Source organism: Arthrobacter oryzae, from assembly GCF_037911235.1.
Classification (GTDB): Bacteria; Actinomycetota; Actinomycetes; order Actinomycetales; family Micrococcaceae; genus Arthrobacter; species Arthrobacter oryzae_E.
This window is the reverse complement of the sequence record NZ_JBBLYW010000054.1, coordinates 48,798-65,877: the sequence shown is the minus strand read 5'-3', so window position 1 is coordinate 65,877 and position 17,080 is coordinate 48,798. Positions and strand designations below refer to the sequence as shown.

The window sequence follows — 17,080 nt, the reverse complement described above, 5'->3', positions numbered from 1 at the left end:
TCGATCCGCTCCACATCCAGCTTCGGAGCGCGCCGAACGATCTCACCGATCACATGCGCCGCGAGATCATCCGGGCGGACGGCGGCAAGGCCGGAGCCGAACTTACCAAACGGGGTGCGCACGGCATCGTAGACAAAGGCGTGATTCATGGTTCCTTCTAAATTTTCAGTCAGGCGGGGCTGGCCGCGTCGGCGACCTCGCCAGAGTTGGAGCGGATCTAGGCGGACGGGATCCGGATGAGCTTCTTGTTGGCGAATTCGTTGATTCCGTATTGCGCCAGTTCACGCCCCACGCCCGAGCGCTTTACGCCGCCAAACGGAAGGTCAGGGGCGCTGCGGCTGATGCTGTTGATCCACACCATTCCGGTCTCGAGCAGTTCGGCAAGCTGCCGCCCGGCCTCCACGTCGGCGGTGTAAATGGAGCTGGAGAGTCCGAAGGGCGAGTCGTTGGCCAGGTCGATGGCAGCTTCGGGAGAGTCCACGTGGAAAACGACGGCGGCGGGGCCGAAGATCTCTTCCGAGTACGCCCGCATTTCCGGGGTGACACCCGTCAGGACCGTTGCGGGGTAATAAGCGCCGGAATCGTTGGGGGCGCCTTCCCCCGTAACCGCGGTCGCACCCTTGGAGACGGCATCGTTTACCAGCTCGGCGATTTCCTCGACCGAAGCCTGGGACGACAACGGCCCGAGAGTAGTCTGCGTGTCGGTCGGATCACCCGGTGCAATCTTCGACATCGCTGCGGTGTAGCGGCGAAGGAACTCGTCGTAAATGTCGCCGACGATGATGAAGCGCTTGGAGGCGGTGCAGGCTTGGCCGCCGTTGTACATACGGCCTGCAACAGCGCCGGCCACGGCCTTGTCCAGATCAGCATCCGGCAAAACGATGAACGGGTCCGAGCCGCCAAGCTCCAGCACATACTTCTTCATGTGGCGGCCGGCAATCTCTCCCACAGCGGATCCGGCTTTCTCGGAGCCGGTCAGCGAAACACCCTGTACCCGGGGGTCGGCGACCATAGTTGCGATCTGGCCGCTGGTGGCAAACGCGTTGATGTAGACATCGGCCGGCAGCCCTGCATCGCGGAAGACAGCCTCGATGGCCAGCGCCGATTGCGGGCAGTTGCGTGAGTGCTTGAGGATCACTGTGTTGCCGAGCGCGATGTTGGGTGCGGCGAAACGGGCCACCTGGTAGTAAGGAAAGTTCCAGGGCATGATGCCGACGAGCGGTCCGATGGGTTCGGTGCGGACCACGGCAGAGCCTCGTCCGCTGATTTCCAACGGCTCGTCGCGGAGGAAGCGCTCGGCGTTATCCGCGTAGTAGGCGTAGATCGAGGCCACGAGTGCCACTTCACCGCGGGCTTCGGCGATCGGCTTGCCCATCTCCAACGTCAGCAGGGCGGCGAGTTCCTCGGAGCGTTCGCGGTGGAGTTCGGCGACGCGGGTAAGTACGGCGGCGCGTTCGGCCAGCGGCGTGGAGCGCCAGTTGCGGTATTCCGTGGACGAGCGCTTAAGTACATCCTGCACTTCGTCGTCGGTAAGGGTGGGGAACTCGGCAACGCGTTCTCCGGTTGCCGGGTTGATCGTTGCGTAGTTGCTCATGATCCGGAACTCTTTCTGCAGGAACGTCTTTGTCTTAGCAATCACGATCCCAGCATCCGGCTATGCAGTCCAATACTTATTGGCCGCATGATCCATGAGCATTCTGGATAAATAGCCTCTAACGCCGGAACCCGCCCGGGTGTGCTGCCATCTATTATTTTTTGGCACTAATCGATCCCGTATTAGGTATTGGACGCTGGGTAATCCGCAGTGCCATGGTGGGCTGGTGAAGACGATCAAAATCAATGATGCGGGCGCGACCGTCCACGTCGAACTCAACAGACCAGAAGTCCGGAACGCGATCGACCAGCTCATGGTGGACGAGTTGCACATCGTTTGTGCTGATCTGGAGCGGAATCCCAAAATCCTCATCCTGTCCGGGGCCCAGCTTCCCTCCGGCGGCATCTTCGCGTCCGGGGCGGATATCTCCCAGCTTCGCGAACGCCGCCGCGACGATGCCCTGGCCGGCATCAACTCCGGTCTCTTCCAGCGAATCTTCAAACTGCCCATGCCGGTCATCGCCGCCATTGACGGCTTTGCGCTGGGAGGCGGCGCTGAGCTCGCCTACGCAGCGGACTTCCGGATAGCCACGCCCCGGGCAAAAATCGGCAACCCCGAAACAGGTCTCGGCATCCTTGCTGCCGCCGGTGCAGCCTGGCGCCTCGTGGAACTCGTTGGCGAACCCCTGGCAAAGGAAATACTGCTCGCCGGAAAAGTGCTCGACGCCGCCGAGGCGCTTTCGGTTCGGCTCGTCACGGAACTGCACGAACCGGACCAGCTGATCCCCGCAGCCTTCGCCCTCGCGGCCCGGATCGAGTCCCAGGATTCGCTCGCCGTCCGTCTCACTAAGAGCGTCCTCCACGCACCAAGGTCCGCGCACCCTGCCATCGACGAACTCCTGCGTGCGGCAGTCGGAGCCGAGGCCTGATCCAGCCATGCAAAACCCCCGGAACGTGCCCGATGATGCCCTTCGCGCTGCCCGCGAACATCTCATCCGCCGCGGACTCCGGGACGGGACACGGCTGACGGAAATCGTCTCCGAAGACATTGAGCACAGCTGGCGCCGGTCCATCGGCGTGGAGGCTTCAGCAAGGCCTGAGGCGTTCCTGTTCGTCAACGATTTCGATCCGGACGGCATCCTCATCCGGGCAGCCAAGAGCGTGATGGACCACTGGCTGGAAAGCCTCACCGGCATGGGCATCTCCCTGTTCCTCAGTGACCAGTCCGGGCAGATCATCGCACGCAGGCTTGGGGACAGAACCCACGGCAACCGTTTCGACGAGTCAAACGCCGCCGAGGGATTCAGTTTTTCGGAGCGCGCTGTCGGCACCAACGGGCTTGGAACACCCATTGAAGGCCGCCAGGCCGTGTTCGTCCGGGGAGCCGAGCATTTCAACGAGGCACTGGCCTCCTTGACGTGTGCCGGGGCGCCCATCATGCACCCCGTCACGAAACGGGTCATCGGGTCGATTTCGTTCGCCTGTGACAACGGCTTGGACAACCCCCTGATGCTGGCCATGGCCCGGGAAGCGAGCAGGCAGATCGAACGGCGTTTGCTCGACCTCGGCAGCGCGACAGGACTAGCCCTGGGGATGTCCCAGCTGCGGCTGAGTTCCTCAAAGGCCCCTGTCATCATGCTCGACGCCCAGGCTGTAATGACCAACGTCTCCGGACTGGCCGTCATGAGCAGCGAACTGCACACCACCTTGTGGGAGCAACTGCGCGGCCTCGAATGGACCGAAGCCAAACAGGTCATTGAAATCCCCTCGCTCAACGTGGATGCCACTGTCCAGCGACTGGACGATTCCGGAGGCAGCTCGGCCTTCGCCCTGGAACTGTCCAGCATCCCGGACGCCGCCAGCGCGGTACGGAACACCAACGCGGGGGCTCCCGACGGCGACACCTCCGGTGCAGGGACCGCGTTCCCGCACATCATGCGCAGCGCCTTTGACAAGGCAGGCCGGGGCCCCGGGGCGATAGTTGTGTGCGGTCAGGGCGGCTCCGGCAAGCTCCACCACACGCTCGCCTGGCTCAACGGGCAGGACTCCGGCCCGAATCCCTTGATCCTCGATGCGTGCCTCCTTCCGGAAGAAAAGGAAGCCTCCTGGTTCTCCACCTCCCGCAAGGCCATTGCAGAAGGCCGAAGTGTGGTTCTCCGCCATGCCGAGGATCTTCCACGAACTGAGCTGAACAGGCTCAAGGCCCTCGCTACGGCAGTCCGCCAGCAGCAGGCAGCGCCCTCCCCTGCTGACCGCGATGCGGCTGCCGCTTCCCCCGCCAGGCTGGTTCTCACGATGAATCCGGAAGCGTGCCCGGACTTTGTTTCCGAAGCAGTGTCCCAGATCGCCGCACGGGTGACTGTGCCCAGCCTGTCCGAGACCAAGGAACGCATCCCCGTCCTTGCCGCGCATTTTCTGGATGCGGCCGCGCCCGCAGACAGGTCCACGCTCTCCGCCGTGGCGCTGCAGGGACTCATGCGATGGCACTGGCCAGGCAACGTTGCCGAACTGCGCGCCACCCTTGAGGCGCTGGGGCGGGCACATCCCGGGCGTGTGCTGCAGGCCGGTGACCTCCCCGAACATCTCCAGAGCACTGGCCGGCGCAAACTCTCCAAACTCGAATCACTGGAGCGCGACGCCATAGTAACCGCACTCGAACAGAGCGGTGGCAACCGCTCAGTTGCCGCCGAAGCGCTGGGCATGGGCCGGACCACGCTCTACCGGAAGCTCCGTTCGCTCGGGATCGAAACACCGGAGTCCATGGCGCCCTGACTGCCATCCCGTCTCTGCTGGGAAGGAGGCCGGGAATTCGGTTACGGGACGAAGGCTGGCCCGGGCTGAAGGATCACTCAGCCCGACGGGGGCGTGAACTGGCTGGCGGTGAACTCCGCACCTTGCGGGTCCCTGATCAGTGCCTCGCGTGTCCACCCGGTGTCGTCTTGCCTGAGGACCTGGGCACCAAGCCGCTGGGCGTCAGCGACGGTCAGGTCCCGGTCGGCAACGGTGAACGAGACGTGCCAGTGCGGCGGCTCGTCGGCCGCCGTGGTCGCGATCCAGGCGATCGCGTCCTCGAAGCCCGGTGGGGCGGCCAGCCTGGACTGCTGCGCCCTGATATCCGGATAGATAGTCGCCTCCAGGTGGTCCCCATAACCGGGCCTTCGGACCATCATTCCGAAGCCGACGTCGTCGACCTCCCAGCCAAACGCGTCCTCGTAGAATGCCATCGCCGCTCCGGGGTTGGTGGTGTGCAGATCACTGAAATTCCAGGCCCCCGGCTGATTAACCGCTTGCGCCCCTAACCGTCGCTTCGCCTGCCAGATGCGAAACTCGACGCCTTCAGGATCGGTCAGCACCGCGCTGCGGCCGCCCTCACCCGCGTCGGCCGGCGCCGACCGCACCCCCGCGCCGGCAGCAACCAGTCGCTGTACTGCGGCCGCCGCGTCGTCGACAGCGATGTACGTGCTCCACACCGCAGTCTTCCCGCCGCCGCCAGCCATCCCGGCGACGTCCCGGCCGCCGAGCTGTGCTATCAAATAGCGGCCCGGCGCTCCCGGCGGCGTGACCTCCTCGAATGTCCAGCCAAAGAGGCCGGCGTAGAACTGGGAAGCCGCTTCAATGTCAGGCTGTTCCGTGTCAATCCAACTCGGTACGCCCTGAGGGTATGTCCGTTGGCTCATGTCCCGCTCCTGCTTCATGGACATAGCCTAGCGAGCCGCGATCCTGGTGGCACGACGGTTGGTCACGCAGGCCCCTCTGTGCGGCACGGTCATCCCGTGCGCCTATTGCGCGTTGGGCAGGATCCGCTCAGCCAACTCCAGGACCGCCCGCAGGGCAGGGCTGGCGTTGTCCCGGCGCCAGGCCATCCGCAGCTCCACCGGAATCGTCTTATCCGCAAGCTTCACGAATCGCACATGGGGGTCCGTGACCGCCTCCGCCACTGATGACAACGTGAGGGTGCAGCCCACTTCCGCCGCCACAAGCGATAAGGCCGTCCAGGAATCCGGGACGATCTGGACGATGTCGAGCTCGAACCCGGCAGCGTGCGTCAGCCGGCGGAGCCTGTCGTTCAACACTGCCCCTGCATGCGGGGGCAGCGAAACAAAGGTGTCGCCTTGGAATTCAGCCATCCGGACCTCGCCGGCGTCGGCCAGGCGGTGGCTGGCCGGTACGGCGACGACCAGGTCCTCCGCCACCAGAAGCCGCGTTTCGATACCGGCGGCAATGTAGTCCCAGCGCCCCAATGCGATATCCATGTCGCCACTCAGCACGCGGTCCATGGCAGGCTGCGCGAAATTCTGGCTGAAGAGCTCGATCTGGATTCCGGGGTGGTCGCGCCGGACTTCCCGCGCGAGCCGGCCAACCAGGGTATGGGTGGAGGCGCCGGCGTAGGCCACCCTGACGCGCCCCACTTCTCCCTTGTCCGCAGCGCGGACGGCGATGCTCGCCCGGCGGGTGGCGTCGATGATCTCCGTTGCCGGTCCGATGAACGCCTCTCCCGCCCCCGTGAGCTTGACGCTGCGGGTGCTTCGGTCGAACAGGCGGGTTCCCAGCTCACGTTCGAGCTGCTGGATGCTGCGGCTGACAGGCGGTTGCGCCATATGCAGTTTTTCTGCGGCCCGCCCGAAGTGCAGCTCTTCCGCCACGGCCAGGAAGGCACGGATCTGTTGGATCTCCATTCACATGATTATTGCACCTGATGCAACAAAAGGCCCATCAATAAGTATTGGACGGATAGCAATGCCGTCCGTCATCGTGGAGGAAGAGAACACTATGCGAGGAGCCCATTCATGGACAGCCAACACTCCCCCGCCTCTGAGCCCTCGGCATTCGGCCGCAGTTCAGACGGCCCGCTCAGCGGCATCCTGATCGCAGATTTCGGCCGGGTGCTGGCCGGGCCGTACTGCACTATGCTGCTCGCCGATCTGGGAGCCACCGTGATCAAAATTGAAAGCCCGGCCGGCGACGAGACGCGGGCATGGCGCCCGCCCACCCGCGGAAATGACTCAACGTATTTCCTCTCGATCAACCGCAACAAGACCTCGATCAAGCTGGACCTTCGCGATCCGGAGGACCGCAGGACGGCCCAGCGCATCGCGGAACGCGCCGACGTCGTCGTCGAAAACTTCAAGCCGGGCGATCTGGTGCGCTACGGCCTGGACTACGACACTGTCTCGGCCACCAACAAGGACGTTGTGTACGCCTCGATCACGGGCTTCGGGACCGCCGGCGGCGCCCAGCTCCCCGGCTACGACCTGCTGATCCAGGCCCTGTCCGGAATGATGGACCTCACCGGAGCGCCGGACACCGAGCCCTTCCGTGCCGGAGTCGCGGTGTTCGATGTGATCACCGGCCTTCATGCCTGCATCGGCATCCTCGCCGCCCTGCGGCATCGTGACCGCATCGGCGAAGGCCAGCTGGTGGAAATGAACCTGATGTCCTCCGCCCTTTCCGGCATGGTGAACCAGACGGCGGCCGTTGTATTGGGCGGCGTGGTTCCGAAGAGGATGGGCAACGAACACCCCAGCATCTACCCCTACGAGCCTCTCGACACCGGCGACGGGAAGCTTGTCATTGCGATTGGGAACGACTCCCAGTACCGCACGTTCTGCGACGCGATCGGCCGGCCGGAGCTGGCCGCCGACCCTCGTTTCGAGAAGGCGCCGCTCCGCAGCGCCAACCGCACCGAACTGCGTCCGCTCCTGGTGGAGTCCCTTTCAACGCGGACCGCCTCCGAGTGGTTCGACATCCTCACCGAAGCGAAGCTTCCATGCGCACCGATCCAGGACCTCAAGGCAGGGATCGCATTCGCCGAGCGGATCGGCCTGGAGCCCGTCGTGACAGTAGGGCACGGGGAAGATGCCCAGCCCGGCGTGCGCAACCCCATTCGGCTGTCCAAAACCCCGGTGAGCTACGACCTCACGCCGCCCGACCTGGACAGCGGCGCCGACCTGGTGCGCGCCTGGCTGGGCGAGGACGAAAAACCTTTGGCCGGCGCTGTTGCCGGCAACTCCACACCATCACACCGCGAGGAGCACTGATGACCACCACCGCAACGGACCTGTCCGTCAATTCCGACTTTTACGTTTTGGATGACTACCTTAACGACACCGACCGGGCCCTGATAGCCAGGGTCCGCGGCTTCGTCGAGCAGGACGTCACGCCCATCATCAACGAATACTGGGAGAAAGCCGACTTCCCGTATCAGCTGGTGCCGAAGTTCGCGGAGCTGGGAATCATCGGCACCGCGATCCAGGGCTACGGCTGCCCTGGCCTGACCCGGCTGCAGACCGGACTCGTTGCCATGGAACTCTCGCGCGGCGACGGCAGCATCAACACCTTTAACGCGGTCCATTCCGGACTGGCTATGGGAAGCATCAACCTGCTGGGCAGCGACGAGCAGAAGCAGCGCTGGCTGCCGGCGATGGCCAGACTGGAAAAGCTGGGCGCGTTCGCACTGACGGAACCGGAGCACGGTTCCGACTCGGTGGCCCTGGAAACCTCCGCACGGCTGGACGGCGACCACTATGTCATCGACGGCTCCAAGCGCTGGATCGGGCTGGGCCACGTGGCCGACCTCGTCATCATCTGGGCCCGCGACACCGCGGACCAGAAGGTCAAGGCGTTCGTGCTGGAAAAGAACGACGACGGCACTTACCCCGCCGGCTACTCCGCCGAAGCGATCACGGGAAAGATGGCAAAGCGTGCCATCCAGCAGGCCCAGATCGAAATCGACGGACTGCGTATCCCCGCCGGGAACCTGCTGGCCAAGTCGAGGTCGTTCCGCGACGTCGGAGCGGTGCTCAACACCACGCGTAGCACCGTGGCCTGGGAATCGCTCGGCCATGCCACCGCCGCCTATGAGTTGGCCGTCAAATACGCCCGGGAACGGGTTCAGTTCGGCAAGCCGATTGCCAGCTACCAGCTGGTGCAGAACAAGCTGGCCAACATGCTCGCGGACCTCACAGCCATGCAGCTGATCTGCTTCCGCACCGCAGCGCTCCAGGACAAGGGCCAGCTCAGCAACGAGCAGGCCTCCCTGGCCAAGATGTTCACCGGCGAAAAGGCGCGAACACTGTGCCGGGACGCCCGGGACATGTTCGGCGGGAACGGCATCCTGCTCGAAAACCATGTGGCACGCCACCTGACCGACATGGAAGTGGTGCACACCTACGAAGGGACCGACTCCATCCAGTCACTGATCCTGGGCCGGGAAATCACCGGCATTTCCGCGTTCGCCTGACCTGTTCATCCTTTTGCACGGCCGTCCTTCGGGGCGGCCGTGCTTTTTTGTGCAGCCAATCCTGATTTGTGCCGCCACGCCGCGGGCCCTGACTGTTCCATAGTGGAACACCTGTGGCCTGGATCACACCCCTAGGCTGGAAGTAGAAATCCCGGCACGTAGCCACTCTGCCCGGTAATTTCCCCACCGACTCTGTTTCAAGGGAGAAACACATGACAAGCACACCATCAAGGCGGCCGGCAATGACGCCCCGCCGCGCGGCGACAGCCGCACTCCTCGGCAGCGCACTCGAGTACTACGACTTTTTCGTCTACGGTGCCGCAGCCGCCCTCGTCTTCAACGTCCTGTTCTTCCCGTCCGGCGACCCGACTGTTGCGCTGATCGCATCGTTCGCCACCTTCGCGGTGGGCTACGTGGCCCGGCCTGTCGGTGCGGTCGTCATGGGGCACTTCGGCGACCGCCTCGGCCGCAAACGCGTGATGCTCGCCACCGTCGTCCTGATGGGCGTCGCATCCTTCGCCATCGGGTGCCTGCCCACGTTCGACCAGGTGGGCCTGCTGGCCCCTGCCCTCCTGGTGGTCCTGCGGGTTGTTCAGGGATTCTCCGCAGGGGCCGAATCCGCGGGAGCTTCGACCCTGACCGTTGAACATTCCCCGGTGGGACGCCGCGGATTCTTCACCAGCTTCGTCATGGTGGGTTACGCCGTCGGATGTTCGCTGGCGACTATTGTCTTCCTGCCGGTGGCGCTTCTGCCTGCCGAGATGCTTTACAGCTGGGGCTGGAGGATTCCCTTCTGGCTCAGCGCCGTCGTCGTGGTTATCACCTACTACGTTCGCAGCCACCTGGACGAAACCCCGGTGTTCGCCGAGGCGAAGGAAGAAAGCGCGGTCCGCAAGCTGCCGCTGAGCGACGTGTTCAAGTACCACTGGCGGGACGTGATCCGTGTCGCCGGAGCGTCACTGATGGCAGCGATGCAGACGTTGTTCGCTGTTTTCAGCCTTTCGTACGCAACCTCGGTCGGGGTTGACCGGAGCGTAATGCTCGCCATCATCTTCGGCGCCATCGCGTTGTCCATCGTGACCATCCCCGCCGCCGGCTACCTCTCCGACGTCATCGGCCGGAAGCGGACGATGCTGATCTCCTCTGTCGGCTGTGCGCTCACGCTCTTCGGGTACCTCTGGGCGATCTCGGTGACGGACGTCCTGATGATTGCAGCCTTTGCGTTCGTCAACATGAGCCTGTTCTTCAGCTGCTACAACGGCGTGTGGACGTCGTTCTTCGCCGAGCAGTTCCCGGCGCCGGTCCGGTTCACGGGCATGGCTGTCAGCAACCAGTTGGGCAACCTGCTGGCCGGCTTTGCTCCGATGGTCGCTGCGATGCTCCTCGTCCCCGGCCCAACAGGCTGGTTGCCGGTGGCGATCTTTGGCGCGGTCGCCGCTGGAATTGCGGCGGTAGCGGTTATCGCAATGCCCGAGACATCGAAGGTTCCCACCGAATTGCTGGGCGGTCCGAGGGTTGCCGTTATGAAGGCTGAGATGGAAACAGAGAGATTCGCTGCCGCGAACGCGGGGTAGCCGGTCCCTGGTGAATCACGAGACCTGATGCAACCGCCCGCAGCCCTCGTGAGAGGGGTGCGGGCGGTTGCTTACCACCGCCATGCCGGGGCGTTTGGAACTGTGGCCTAGGCCGTGAACGAGGGAAGCAGGGTAGTGACCAGGCGTTTGCCGAATCCTTTGTCCATGGGGGCGCCACTGAGGAAGAAGCGGTAGTAGACGGGACCGAGTAAGAGGTCGGTCACCATTTCGGGATCAAGGCCGGCCCTGAGTTCTCCCCTGGCGATACCGTGGTCAACCAGGGCGCTCACGTCCGCCAACCGATGGCTGACAACCCGTTCCCGGTATACCCGCGCCAGCTCGGGATCTGCGGCCACCTCCGACACCAGGCCTTTCATGATCCGGCCCATCACGGAGGTACACATGAGCTCGACGGTCCGGTCGACCAGCTCCGCCAATTCAGTTTCAGCATCCGCAACGTACGGCCGTGTACTGACGTCACCGACCATGTCCAGTAGCACGGCCAGCGCGAGGTCATTCCTGGACCGATACCGGCGGTAGATCGTTGTCTTCGCTACTCCTGCCCGGGCCGCGACACCCTCCACTGTCAGGCTGCCGAATCCCACTTCCGCCAGCAGCAAACGTGTCGCGTCCAGGATCTTCTGCTCCGACCTGGCCCGCCGTCCCGAATGCCCGGATGCCGGGGTTCCGCCCGCGTCCGGGACTGCGGGCGCCCCGCCTCCCCCGCCCTTTGAAACGTCCATTACGACACTCTCTTTCCGTAGCCGCGGCAGTACTTCGGTGCTACTATTGTAACGCAACGTAGCGTTTCGGAAACCTTCAAGACGCTTCTTTCACCAACCTAAGAGGAATAAGAAAATGACCACGGATCGCTACCAGCGCGGCCTGGACCGCATGATGGAACTCGTCTCCACCGAGCACACCAACACTTTCGACCACGTAAAGCTCGTGGAGTCCTACAAGAGCCTGGACGAGGACCTGTCCGACTACATCGTCTCCTTCGCCTTCGGGGACATCTATTCCCGGACCAGCCTGACCCAGCAGGAACAGACCATGGTGACCATCTCCACGCTGGTGGCCCTCGGCACTGAGCCCCAGTTGAAGCTGCACATGAATGTCGGTTTTAACGTGGGCCTGACCAAGGAAAAGATCGTCGGTGCCCTCATCCAGTGCATCCCCTACATTGGCTTTCCCCGCGTCCTCAACGCCCTGACCCTCCTGAAAGAGGTCATGGCAGAGCGCGGCCTCTCCCCGGAAGCCACCGACTAGCCCACCCCTCACACCGCTGCCTGCCGCCTAGTCGTCCAGGCGCACGCCGCGGACCAGCAGGAGCGTTCCGCCCACAGCAACGGCTGACGCCAGGAACACGCCTGCCGCACCGAGGCCTGCCGCCACCACGCCGATGGCGCTCGGCAGGACCACCTGCCCCACCCGGTTGCCCGCAAGTCGCAAAGCGAGGGCCTTTCCGCGCTGGCCGTCCGGCGCCTGGGCGGAAAGCCAGGACATGGTCAGGGGCTGGCCGATGCCCAGCCCCAGACCCAGCCCGGCCATCACCACGAAGAGCAGCCACACAGGCATCGGGATCGCGGCGATCGCCAGGGCGACCATAGAGAGCGCGAGGCTTGAAACCATGAGCCTTCCCCGGCCGAAGGTCCTGGACATGCGCCCGAGCCCCAGCCTCGAAACCATTGAGAATCCGGCCCGGACCGCGAGCATAAGGCCCACCGTGGCCGCACTGAGGCCCCGCTCTGTGCCGAGTGCCGGCAGGTAAACCACTGTCAGGTCCACCACGGCCAGCACCGTGGCACTGGTAGCCAACGCCCGGACCAGCCCGGGGGTCCTCAGAAGGGAGGCAACACTCCCCTTCGTGCCGTCCACTGCGGTGACGGCGGGCTTCCTTCTGGTGGTCTTCGCGGAAATGACGAAGGTGGTGAGGAAGAGTACCAGGCTCATGCAGGCCGAGAGAAGGAAAATTGCCTGCGTGTCCGGGCGGATGGAGGCGCCGCCCACCACGGAAATTGCCAACGGGCCAAGCGCCTGCCCCAGGGACGCAGCGAACGTCAGGTAGCCGAACGCGGAGTCAAGCCCCGATGCGACGGCATTGTTCGCGACCACCGCCTGTTGGCCGACCACACACGCCAGCTGGCCGGCGCCCAGGAGTGCCGTTCCGATGACCAGCGAGGCTACCGACGTGCCCCAGAACAGCAGGAACAGGGAACAACCGAGCACGACGGCGGACCCGATCACCATGAGCCGCCGCTCGCCTAACCGGTCCACGAGGGCGCCTGTGGGAACCGCCAGCAGCAATGGAAAGACGGCGTAGCTGGCCGCCACGACACCCAAGGCATACCCCGGCACGTCCAGCTCCAACGCACGGTAGCTGGTTGCCGGCCGGACCAGGAACGTCACGGCTTGGATCAGTGTGGAATGAAGCAGAAGCGCCAAGGCGGAACGGCGGCCCAGTTCACCAATCATGGGATCACGCGGGCGCTGCCGGAGATGGCGCGCAGCGCCTCATCCCGGGCGCCGAGTACATGGTCAAAAGCGATTTTGGCTGCCGCCTCCGGCTTGCCTGACGCCACGGCGTCCACCAGGATTCGGTGCTCAGCGAGGGCCCGGTCGCGGCGCTCCTGCGAGTTGTTGACGAAGTGGCGGTAGCGCTCCATGTGGCTCGAAATCTGGTCGTGGAACCTCTTCGCCCAGGAATTTCCGGCAATGTCCGCGATCGCGGCGTGCAGGGACATTCCGTACTTCATTGCTTCATCGGCGAACTGCACCATGGCCGCATTGCGCTCCACGATCCCCTCAAGGTTCGCGATGTCCGCCGGCGTCGCTTTGCTGCATGCCTCGCGGGCCATGAGGGACTCCATGGCCGCACGCACGTCGTACAATTCGGAGATCACCCCTTCGTCCAGTATCGGGACGAGCACGCCTCCCGTGGGTTGCTGTTCCAGCAGACTTTCCGCGATCAGCCGCCGGATCGCCTCCCGCAGCGGCGTCCGGCTGACCTGCAGAGCTGTCGCCATTGCCGGTTCATAGATCCGCTCCCCCGGCTTCAGTTCCAGGCTGAGGATCCGGCGTTTCAGCTCTCCATACACCAGATGAGCTCCCGTGTTCCGGGACTGCGATTCGACCATGTTGGCCACCTCCGCATCCAACTATACTTGTATACAACTGTACAAAGTGCGCGGCGGATTCGGGACAACAGTGCTTCGGCGGTCCTACGGGGTCCAGTCGGCGTCGTCGTAGGGGCGGCCGCGGAAATGAGCGCGGAGGTACTCCCCCACCACGGCGGCTCCGAGGTCCCCGGCCTCGGGCGCAACCACCCGGCCATCGACCCGGCGGGCCATACGTTGAACGAACCGCTCCAGGCCCGGGTCATCCCCGAGCCGGAAGAACGTGGCCTGCGTGCCTGCGCGGCCAAGACGGTCGAGCTCGGCAATCGTGACGCGGATGGTCTCCGGATCCGGGGGGTAGTCGAAGTACGAAGCCCCGTCCGGCAACAGGTGCGCGGTAGGCTCGCCGTCTGTCACCACCAGGAGGACGTGCTGCATCGACGGGTGGCGGCGAAAGAACCGACCGGCCAGCAGCAAACCATGATGCAGGTTGGTTCCCTGCTCCCGCCGGGATGCAAGGGCCGTGAGCTCGCCAATGTCCATGGTCTGCGCGTAGCGGCCGAAGGTGATCAGCTCCAGCCGGTCCCCGCGGAACCGGGTGGAGACCAGGTGGTGCAAGGCGAGCGCGGTGCGTTTCATCGGCACCCACCGACCCTCGGCGGCCATCGAGAACGACACGTCGACGAGCAGGACGACGGCGGCCTGCGTACGCGCCTCCGTCTCCGCCACCTCGATGTCGCCCACGCCGAGGCGCAATCCGCGGGCCGGATCACCGCCGTCGGCCATCGTGCGGCGGATCGCGTTTGTTATGGTGCGCGTGACGTCCCACGGCTCGGCGTCCCCGAACTCCCACTGCCGGCTGGAGCCGCTCTGCTCGCCGGCAGCGCCCGCAACCCGGGTGTCCCGGCGTCCCTGCCGGCCGGACAACTGCTTGGCCGTGTCCCGCAACAGTGACCTGCCGAGGCGTCTCATGGCCTGCGGGGACAGCCGGAGGTCCCCGTCGGTCCCCCGCCGAAGGTAGCCGCCATCCTGCATCGCCCGCTCGATCTCCGCGAGGGTGCGGGCCGACACGGCGGCATTCTGACCGAGTTGGCGGGCGAGGGCGTCCAGGTCCAAGTCGTCCAGGCGTGACCCGTTGTAGGACTGGGAGAGCTGTTCGGCCAGCTCATCCAGTTCGGCAATGTCCTGGAGCACGCCGGTGCCGTCGCCAAGCCCCAGTCCTTCCTGGCCCTCGAAGCGTTCGGAGCCGGTCCAGTCCTCGCCGGGGCGCAGGGCGCGCAGGCTTGAGTCGAGCTGATCGAGCTGGGCCATGAGTTCGGGCGAGCCGAACGCCTGGGCGGACAGACGCATCAGCTCATCCCGCTGCTCGGGGGACATGGATTGCAGGAGCCGCTGCGCCGCGGCAGCGCGCTGGGCGAGGGCGTCGATCAGTTCCTCGACTGACTGGGGATTTTCCGGGAAGAAGTGGCCGTGCCGCGACATGAACTGCTGAAAGTCGGCGTCAGTGTCTTCGCCCCTGCGGTGCTTGTCGAGCAGCTCGTTGAGATCGCGCAGCATCTCACTGACGGCCGCGCGGTCCTCATCGGTGGCGCCCTCGAGCGCCTGCTTCATACCGGCGAACCGCTGGTCAAGGACCTCGCGGCCCAGCAGGTCCTTGATCCGCTCATACGCTTCCCGGGCGGTGCTTGACTGCCAGTCGTACGAGGCGAGCTCGTTGACGGCTGCCGCCGTGGAACGGGGCAGGTTCTGCAGTTGCATTTCCCGGAATGCGCGGTCGGTGTTGTCCATCATGGCGTCGCGGGCGAGCTGCTTGCGCTCCTCCAGTACTGCGGTGTCGAGCAGCTTTTGGACGTCGTTGAGGGTGCCGTCCAGCCGGTGGCGGCCCAGCAGTTCGCTCCGGCGCTGTTGAACGCGGCCGGCGAGGTCGTCGAGCCCTTCCCGATTATGGCCGCCGCGCCGCAGGAACTCCTGCAGGGCATGCCGGGGCGAGTAGCCCGCCATGACGTCCTCGGCGATCGCGTCCAGCGCCTCCGCCAGGTCAACCGGGGGCGCGAGCGGATCCGGTCCTCCGCTGTACCGGCCGTACCGCGCCCGGTGATGAACGCTCATTCGCCCTCCTGTCCCGAGCCTACCTAGCCGTAGATCGTCGCCTCGTCGTCGGAATCCTTTGAGATCCGCCGCGCGAGATAGAGGCCTTCCAGTGCCAGTTCGACGGCGGCGGCGCGCTGCCCGTCGTTTTCCGCGCCCAAGCGCTCGCTGATGTCGTCATAGAGGCTTGATCCGTTGAGGGACGGGAGGTTCTGGAGGAACTCACTCGCGGTGACCAATTCCCCGGTGGTTACCGTGGTGTGGCCGTCCAGCGCGGCCACGAGTTCACCCATGTCGATGCCGTGGAAGTGCGCCCGCACGGCTTCGGCGGTGGCCATGCGCAGGAGATGGTCCAGGATGTCCTGTTCGCGCCCTTCCTCGCCGGACTCGAACTCGATCTTCCCGGCCAGGACTTCCACCGCGGCGGCCAGGTCGATGATCCGCGCGACTGCCTCGTCCTCCCCGCGCACGCTTGACCGGCGGAGCGCCGCAGCGGCGACAGTTTCGGCGCCCGCTATGGCGAACCGGGCGGAAACTCCGGAGGTCTGGTTGATAGCCGGAGACAGCCGCAGCGCGCGGGTGTATCGCGCCAGGATTTCAAGGATGACAGGCGGGACGTCGGCCACCAGCCGCCCCTCTTGGCGGATGACGGCCACTTCGTCGTCCAGCTCTATGGGGTAGTGCGTGCGGATCTCGGCGCCGAAACGGTCCTTCAGCGGCGTGATGATCCGGCCCCTGTTGGTGTAGTCCTCGGGGTTGGCGGAGGCAACGACGAGCACGTCCAGCGGCAGCCGCAGCACGTAGCCGCGGATCTGGATATCGCGCTCCTCCATCACGTTGAGCATCGCCACCTGGATCCGCTCAGCGAGATCCGGCAGTTCGTTAATGGCGATGATGCCGCGGTTGGAGCGCGGGACGAGGCCGTAGTGGATGGTTTCCGGGTCCCCGAGCCGGCGACCCTCGGCCACCCGCATCGGGTCGACGTCGCCGATGAGGTCGGCAACGGAAGTGTCCGGCGTCGCGAGCTTCTCCACGTAGCGTTCCGAGCGGTGGCGCCACGCCACCCGCAGCCGGTCCCCTTCGGTGAGCGCCCGGGCGCGGGCGTGCTCCGTGATCGGTTCGTAGGGGTGTTCGTTCAGTTCCGAGTCCTCGATCACCGGGGACCACTCGTCCAGCAGCCCCACCAGAGTGCGGAGGAGCCGGGTCTTGCCCTGCCCCCGCTCACCGAGCAGGACAACGTCGTGGCCTGCAATCAAGGCACGCTCCAGCTGGGGAAGGACAGTTCGGCTGAAACCGTACATACCGGGCCACGGATCACGGCCGGCCGCGAGCGCGGCGAGGAGGTTGTCACGGATTTCGTGGCGCAGGTCCTTGTGGACATGGCCGGCGGCACGCAGTTCACCCACGGTGAAGATATCGGGTCGATCACTCACCCCTCTACGGTAGTCCTTGAACGCGGGGGGAATCGA

The 17,080-nt window shown here is 65.0% G+C and carries 14 protein-coding genes and 1 pseudogene; 6 read left to right on the top strand and 9 right to left on the bottom strand.

Translation table 11 applies throughout. The features are described from left to right. Together WMN78_RS15815 and WMN78_RS15810 are read right to left on the bottom strand one after the other, a co-directional pair. A pseudogene (locus WMN78_RS15815) lies at positions 1-149 on the bottom strand (3-oxoadipyl-CoA thiolase); the annotation flags it as partial. 68 nt (positions 150-217) lie between these two features. After that, on the bottom strand, positions 218-1,639 hold the full coding sequence (locus tag WMN78_RS15810; protein WP_340534682.1) for an NAD-dependent succinate-semialdehyde dehydrogenase: 1,422 nt from the start codon (positions 1,637-1,639) through the stop codon (positions 218-220). A 181-nt stretch (positions 1,640-1,820) separates the two neighbouring features. On the opposite strand from WMN78_RS15810, the gene WMN78_RS15805 reads away from it, so the two are divergent. Further along, the gene (locus WMN78_RS15805) at positions 1,821-2,522 is read left to right on the top strand and encodes an enoyl-CoA hydratase/isomerase family protein (RefSeq protein WP_340534681.1); all 702 of its coding nucleotides are present in this window, start codon (positions 1,821-1,823) and stop codon (positions 2,520-2,522) included. A 7-nt stretch (positions 2,523-2,529) separates the two neighbouring features. After that, positions 2,530-4,365 (top strand): sigma-54-dependent Fis family transcriptional regulator, encoded by a 1,836-nt coding sequence (locus WMN78_RS15800; RefSeq protein ID WP_340534680.1) that lies wholly within the window; start codon positions 2,530-2,532, stop codon positions 4,363-4,365. A 77-nt stretch (positions 4,366-4,442) separates the two neighbouring features. Here WMN78_RS15800 and WMN78_RS15795 read toward each other — a convergent pair whose 3' ends face one another. Next, positions 4,443-5,270 carry a VOC family protein gene (locus WMN78_RS15795; protein WP_340534679.1) on the bottom strand — a complete coding sequence of 276 codons (828 nt, stop codon included), beginning with the start codon at positions 5,268-5,270 and terminating at the stop codon, positions 4,443-4,445. 102 nt (positions 5,271-5,372) lie between these two features. After that, positions 5,373-6,269, bottom strand: coding sequence for a LysR family transcriptional regulator (locus WMN78_RS15790; RefSeq protein ID WP_340534678.1), 897 nt, complete (start codon positions 6,267-6,269; stop codon positions 5,373-5,375). A 111-nt stretch (positions 6,270-6,380) separates the two neighbouring features. Between WMN78_RS15790 and WMN78_RS15785 the strand changes: the two genes are divergently transcribed. The 3 genes from WMN78_RS15785 to WMN78_RS15775 all read left to right on the top strand — a co-directional run bounded on the left by WMN78_RS15785 (position 6,381) and on the right by WMN78_RS15775 (position 10,407). Further along, positions 6,381-7,631 carry a CoA transferase gene (locus WMN78_RS15785; protein WP_340534677.1) on the top strand — a complete coding sequence of 417 codons (1,251 nt, stop codon included), beginning with the start codon at positions 6,381-6,383 and terminating at the stop codon, positions 7,629-7,631. Continuing rightward, positions 7,631-8,833: an acyl-CoA dehydrogenase family protein gene (locus WMN78_RS15780; protein ID WP_340534676.1), complete on the top strand. Its 1,203-nt coding sequence runs from the start codon at positions 7,631-7,633 to the stop codon at positions 8,831-8,833. Before WMN78_RS15785 ends, WMN78_RS15780 begins: the two co-directional genes overlap by 1 nt. 212 nt (positions 8,834-9,045) lie before the next feature. Then, complete coding sequence (locus tag WMN78_RS15775; RefSeq protein ID WP_340534675.1) at positions 9,046-10,407, top strand: MFS transporter; 1,362 nt, start codon at positions 9,046-9,048, stop codon at positions 10,405-10,407. A gap of 107 nt (positions 10,408-10,514) precedes the next feature. Here the strand turns inward: WMN78_RS15775 and WMN78_RS15770 are convergent, their stop codons facing one another. Beyond that, a complete protein-coding gene (locus WMN78_RS15770; protein WP_340534674.1) occupies positions 10,515-11,150 on the bottom strand; it encodes a TetR/AcrR family transcriptional regulator in 636 nt (211 codons plus the stop codon). 115 nt (positions 11,151-11,265) lie between these two features. Between WMN78_RS15770 and WMN78_RS15765 the strand changes: the two genes are divergently transcribed. Then, complete coding sequence (locus tag WMN78_RS15765; RefSeq protein ID WP_340534673.1) at positions 11,266-11,676, top strand: carboxymuconolactone decarboxylase family protein; 411 nt, start codon at positions 11,266-11,268, stop codon at positions 11,674-11,676. A gap of 27 nt (positions 11,677-11,703) precedes the next feature. Here WMN78_RS15765 and WMN78_RS15760 read toward each other — a convergent pair whose 3' ends face one another. The 4 genes from WMN78_RS15760 to WMN78_RS15745 form a co-directional block, all read right to left on the bottom strand. After that, entirely contained in the window at positions 11,704-12,882 is a 1,179-nt protein-coding gene (locus tag WMN78_RS15760) for an MFS transporter (RefSeq protein WP_340534672.1), read from the bottom strand. Continuing rightward, positions 12,879-13,544: a GntR family transcriptional regulator gene (locus WMN78_RS15755; RefSeq protein WP_340534671.1), complete on the bottom strand. Its 666-nt coding sequence runs from the start codon at positions 13,542-13,544 to the stop codon at positions 12,879-12,881. Before WMN78_RS15755 ends, WMN78_RS15760 begins: the two co-directional genes overlap by 4 nt. A gap of 84 nt (positions 13,545-13,628) precedes the next feature. After that, positions 13,629-15,632: a VWA domain-containing protein gene (locus tag WMN78_RS15750; protein WP_340534670.1), complete on the bottom strand. Its 2,004-nt coding sequence runs from the start codon at positions 15,630-15,632 to the stop codon at positions 13,629-13,631. A 23-nt stretch (positions 15,633-15,655) separates the two neighbouring features. Then, complete coding sequence (locus WMN78_RS15745; protein WP_340534669.1) at positions 15,656-17,044, bottom strand: sigma 54-interacting transcriptional regulator; 1,389 nt, start codon at positions 17,042-17,044, stop codon at positions 15,656-15,658. Between the last annotated feature and the right edge of the window lie 36 nt (positions 17,045-17,080).

Bases quoted from the DNA above. Each gene is read 5' to 3' on its own strand.
- WMN78_RS15800 (WP_340534680.1), top strand. From the start codon at position 2,530: ATGCAAAACCCCCGGAACGTGCCCGATGATGCCCTTCGCGCTGCCCGC.
- WMN78_RS15795 (WP_340534679.1), bottom strand. From the start codon at position 5,270: ATGAGCCAACGGACATACCCTCAGGGCGTACCGAGTTGGATTGACACG.
- WMN78_RS15790 (WP_340534678.1), bottom strand. From the start codon at position 6,269: ATGGAGATCCAACAGATCCGTGCCTTCCTGGCCGTGGCGGAAGAGCTG.
- WMN78_RS15785 (WP_340534677.1), top strand. From the start codon at position 6,381: ATGGACAGCCAACACTCCCCCGCCTCTGAGCCCTCGGCATTCGGCCGC.
- WMN78_RS15780 (WP_340534676.1), top strand. From the start codon at position 7,631: ATGACCACCACCGCAACGGACCTGTCCGTCAATTCCGACTTTTACGTT.
- WMN78_RS15775 (WP_340534675.1), top strand. From the start codon at position 9,046: ATGACAAGCACACCATCAAGGCGGCCGGCAATGACGCCCCGCCGCGCG.
- WMN78_RS15770 (WP_340534674.1), bottom strand. From the start codon at position 11,150: ATGGACGTTTCAAAGGGCGGGGGAGGCGGGGCGCCCGCAGTCCCGGAC.
- WMN78_RS15765 (WP_340534673.1), top strand. From the start codon at position 11,266: ATGACCACGGATCGCTACCAGCGCGGCCTGGACCGCATGATGGAACTC.
- WMN78_RS15760 (WP_340534672.1), bottom strand. From the start codon at position 12,882: ATGATTGGTGAACTGGGCCGCCGTTCCGCCTTGGCGCTTCTGCTTCAT.
- WMN78_RS15755 (WP_340534671.1), bottom strand. From the start codon at position 13,544: ATGGTCGAATCGCAGTCCCGGAACACGGGAGCTCATCTGGTGTATGGA.
- WMN78_RS15750 (WP_340534670.1), bottom strand. From the start codon at position 15,632: ATGAGCGTTCATCACCGGGCGCGGTACGGCCGGTACAGCGGAGGACCG.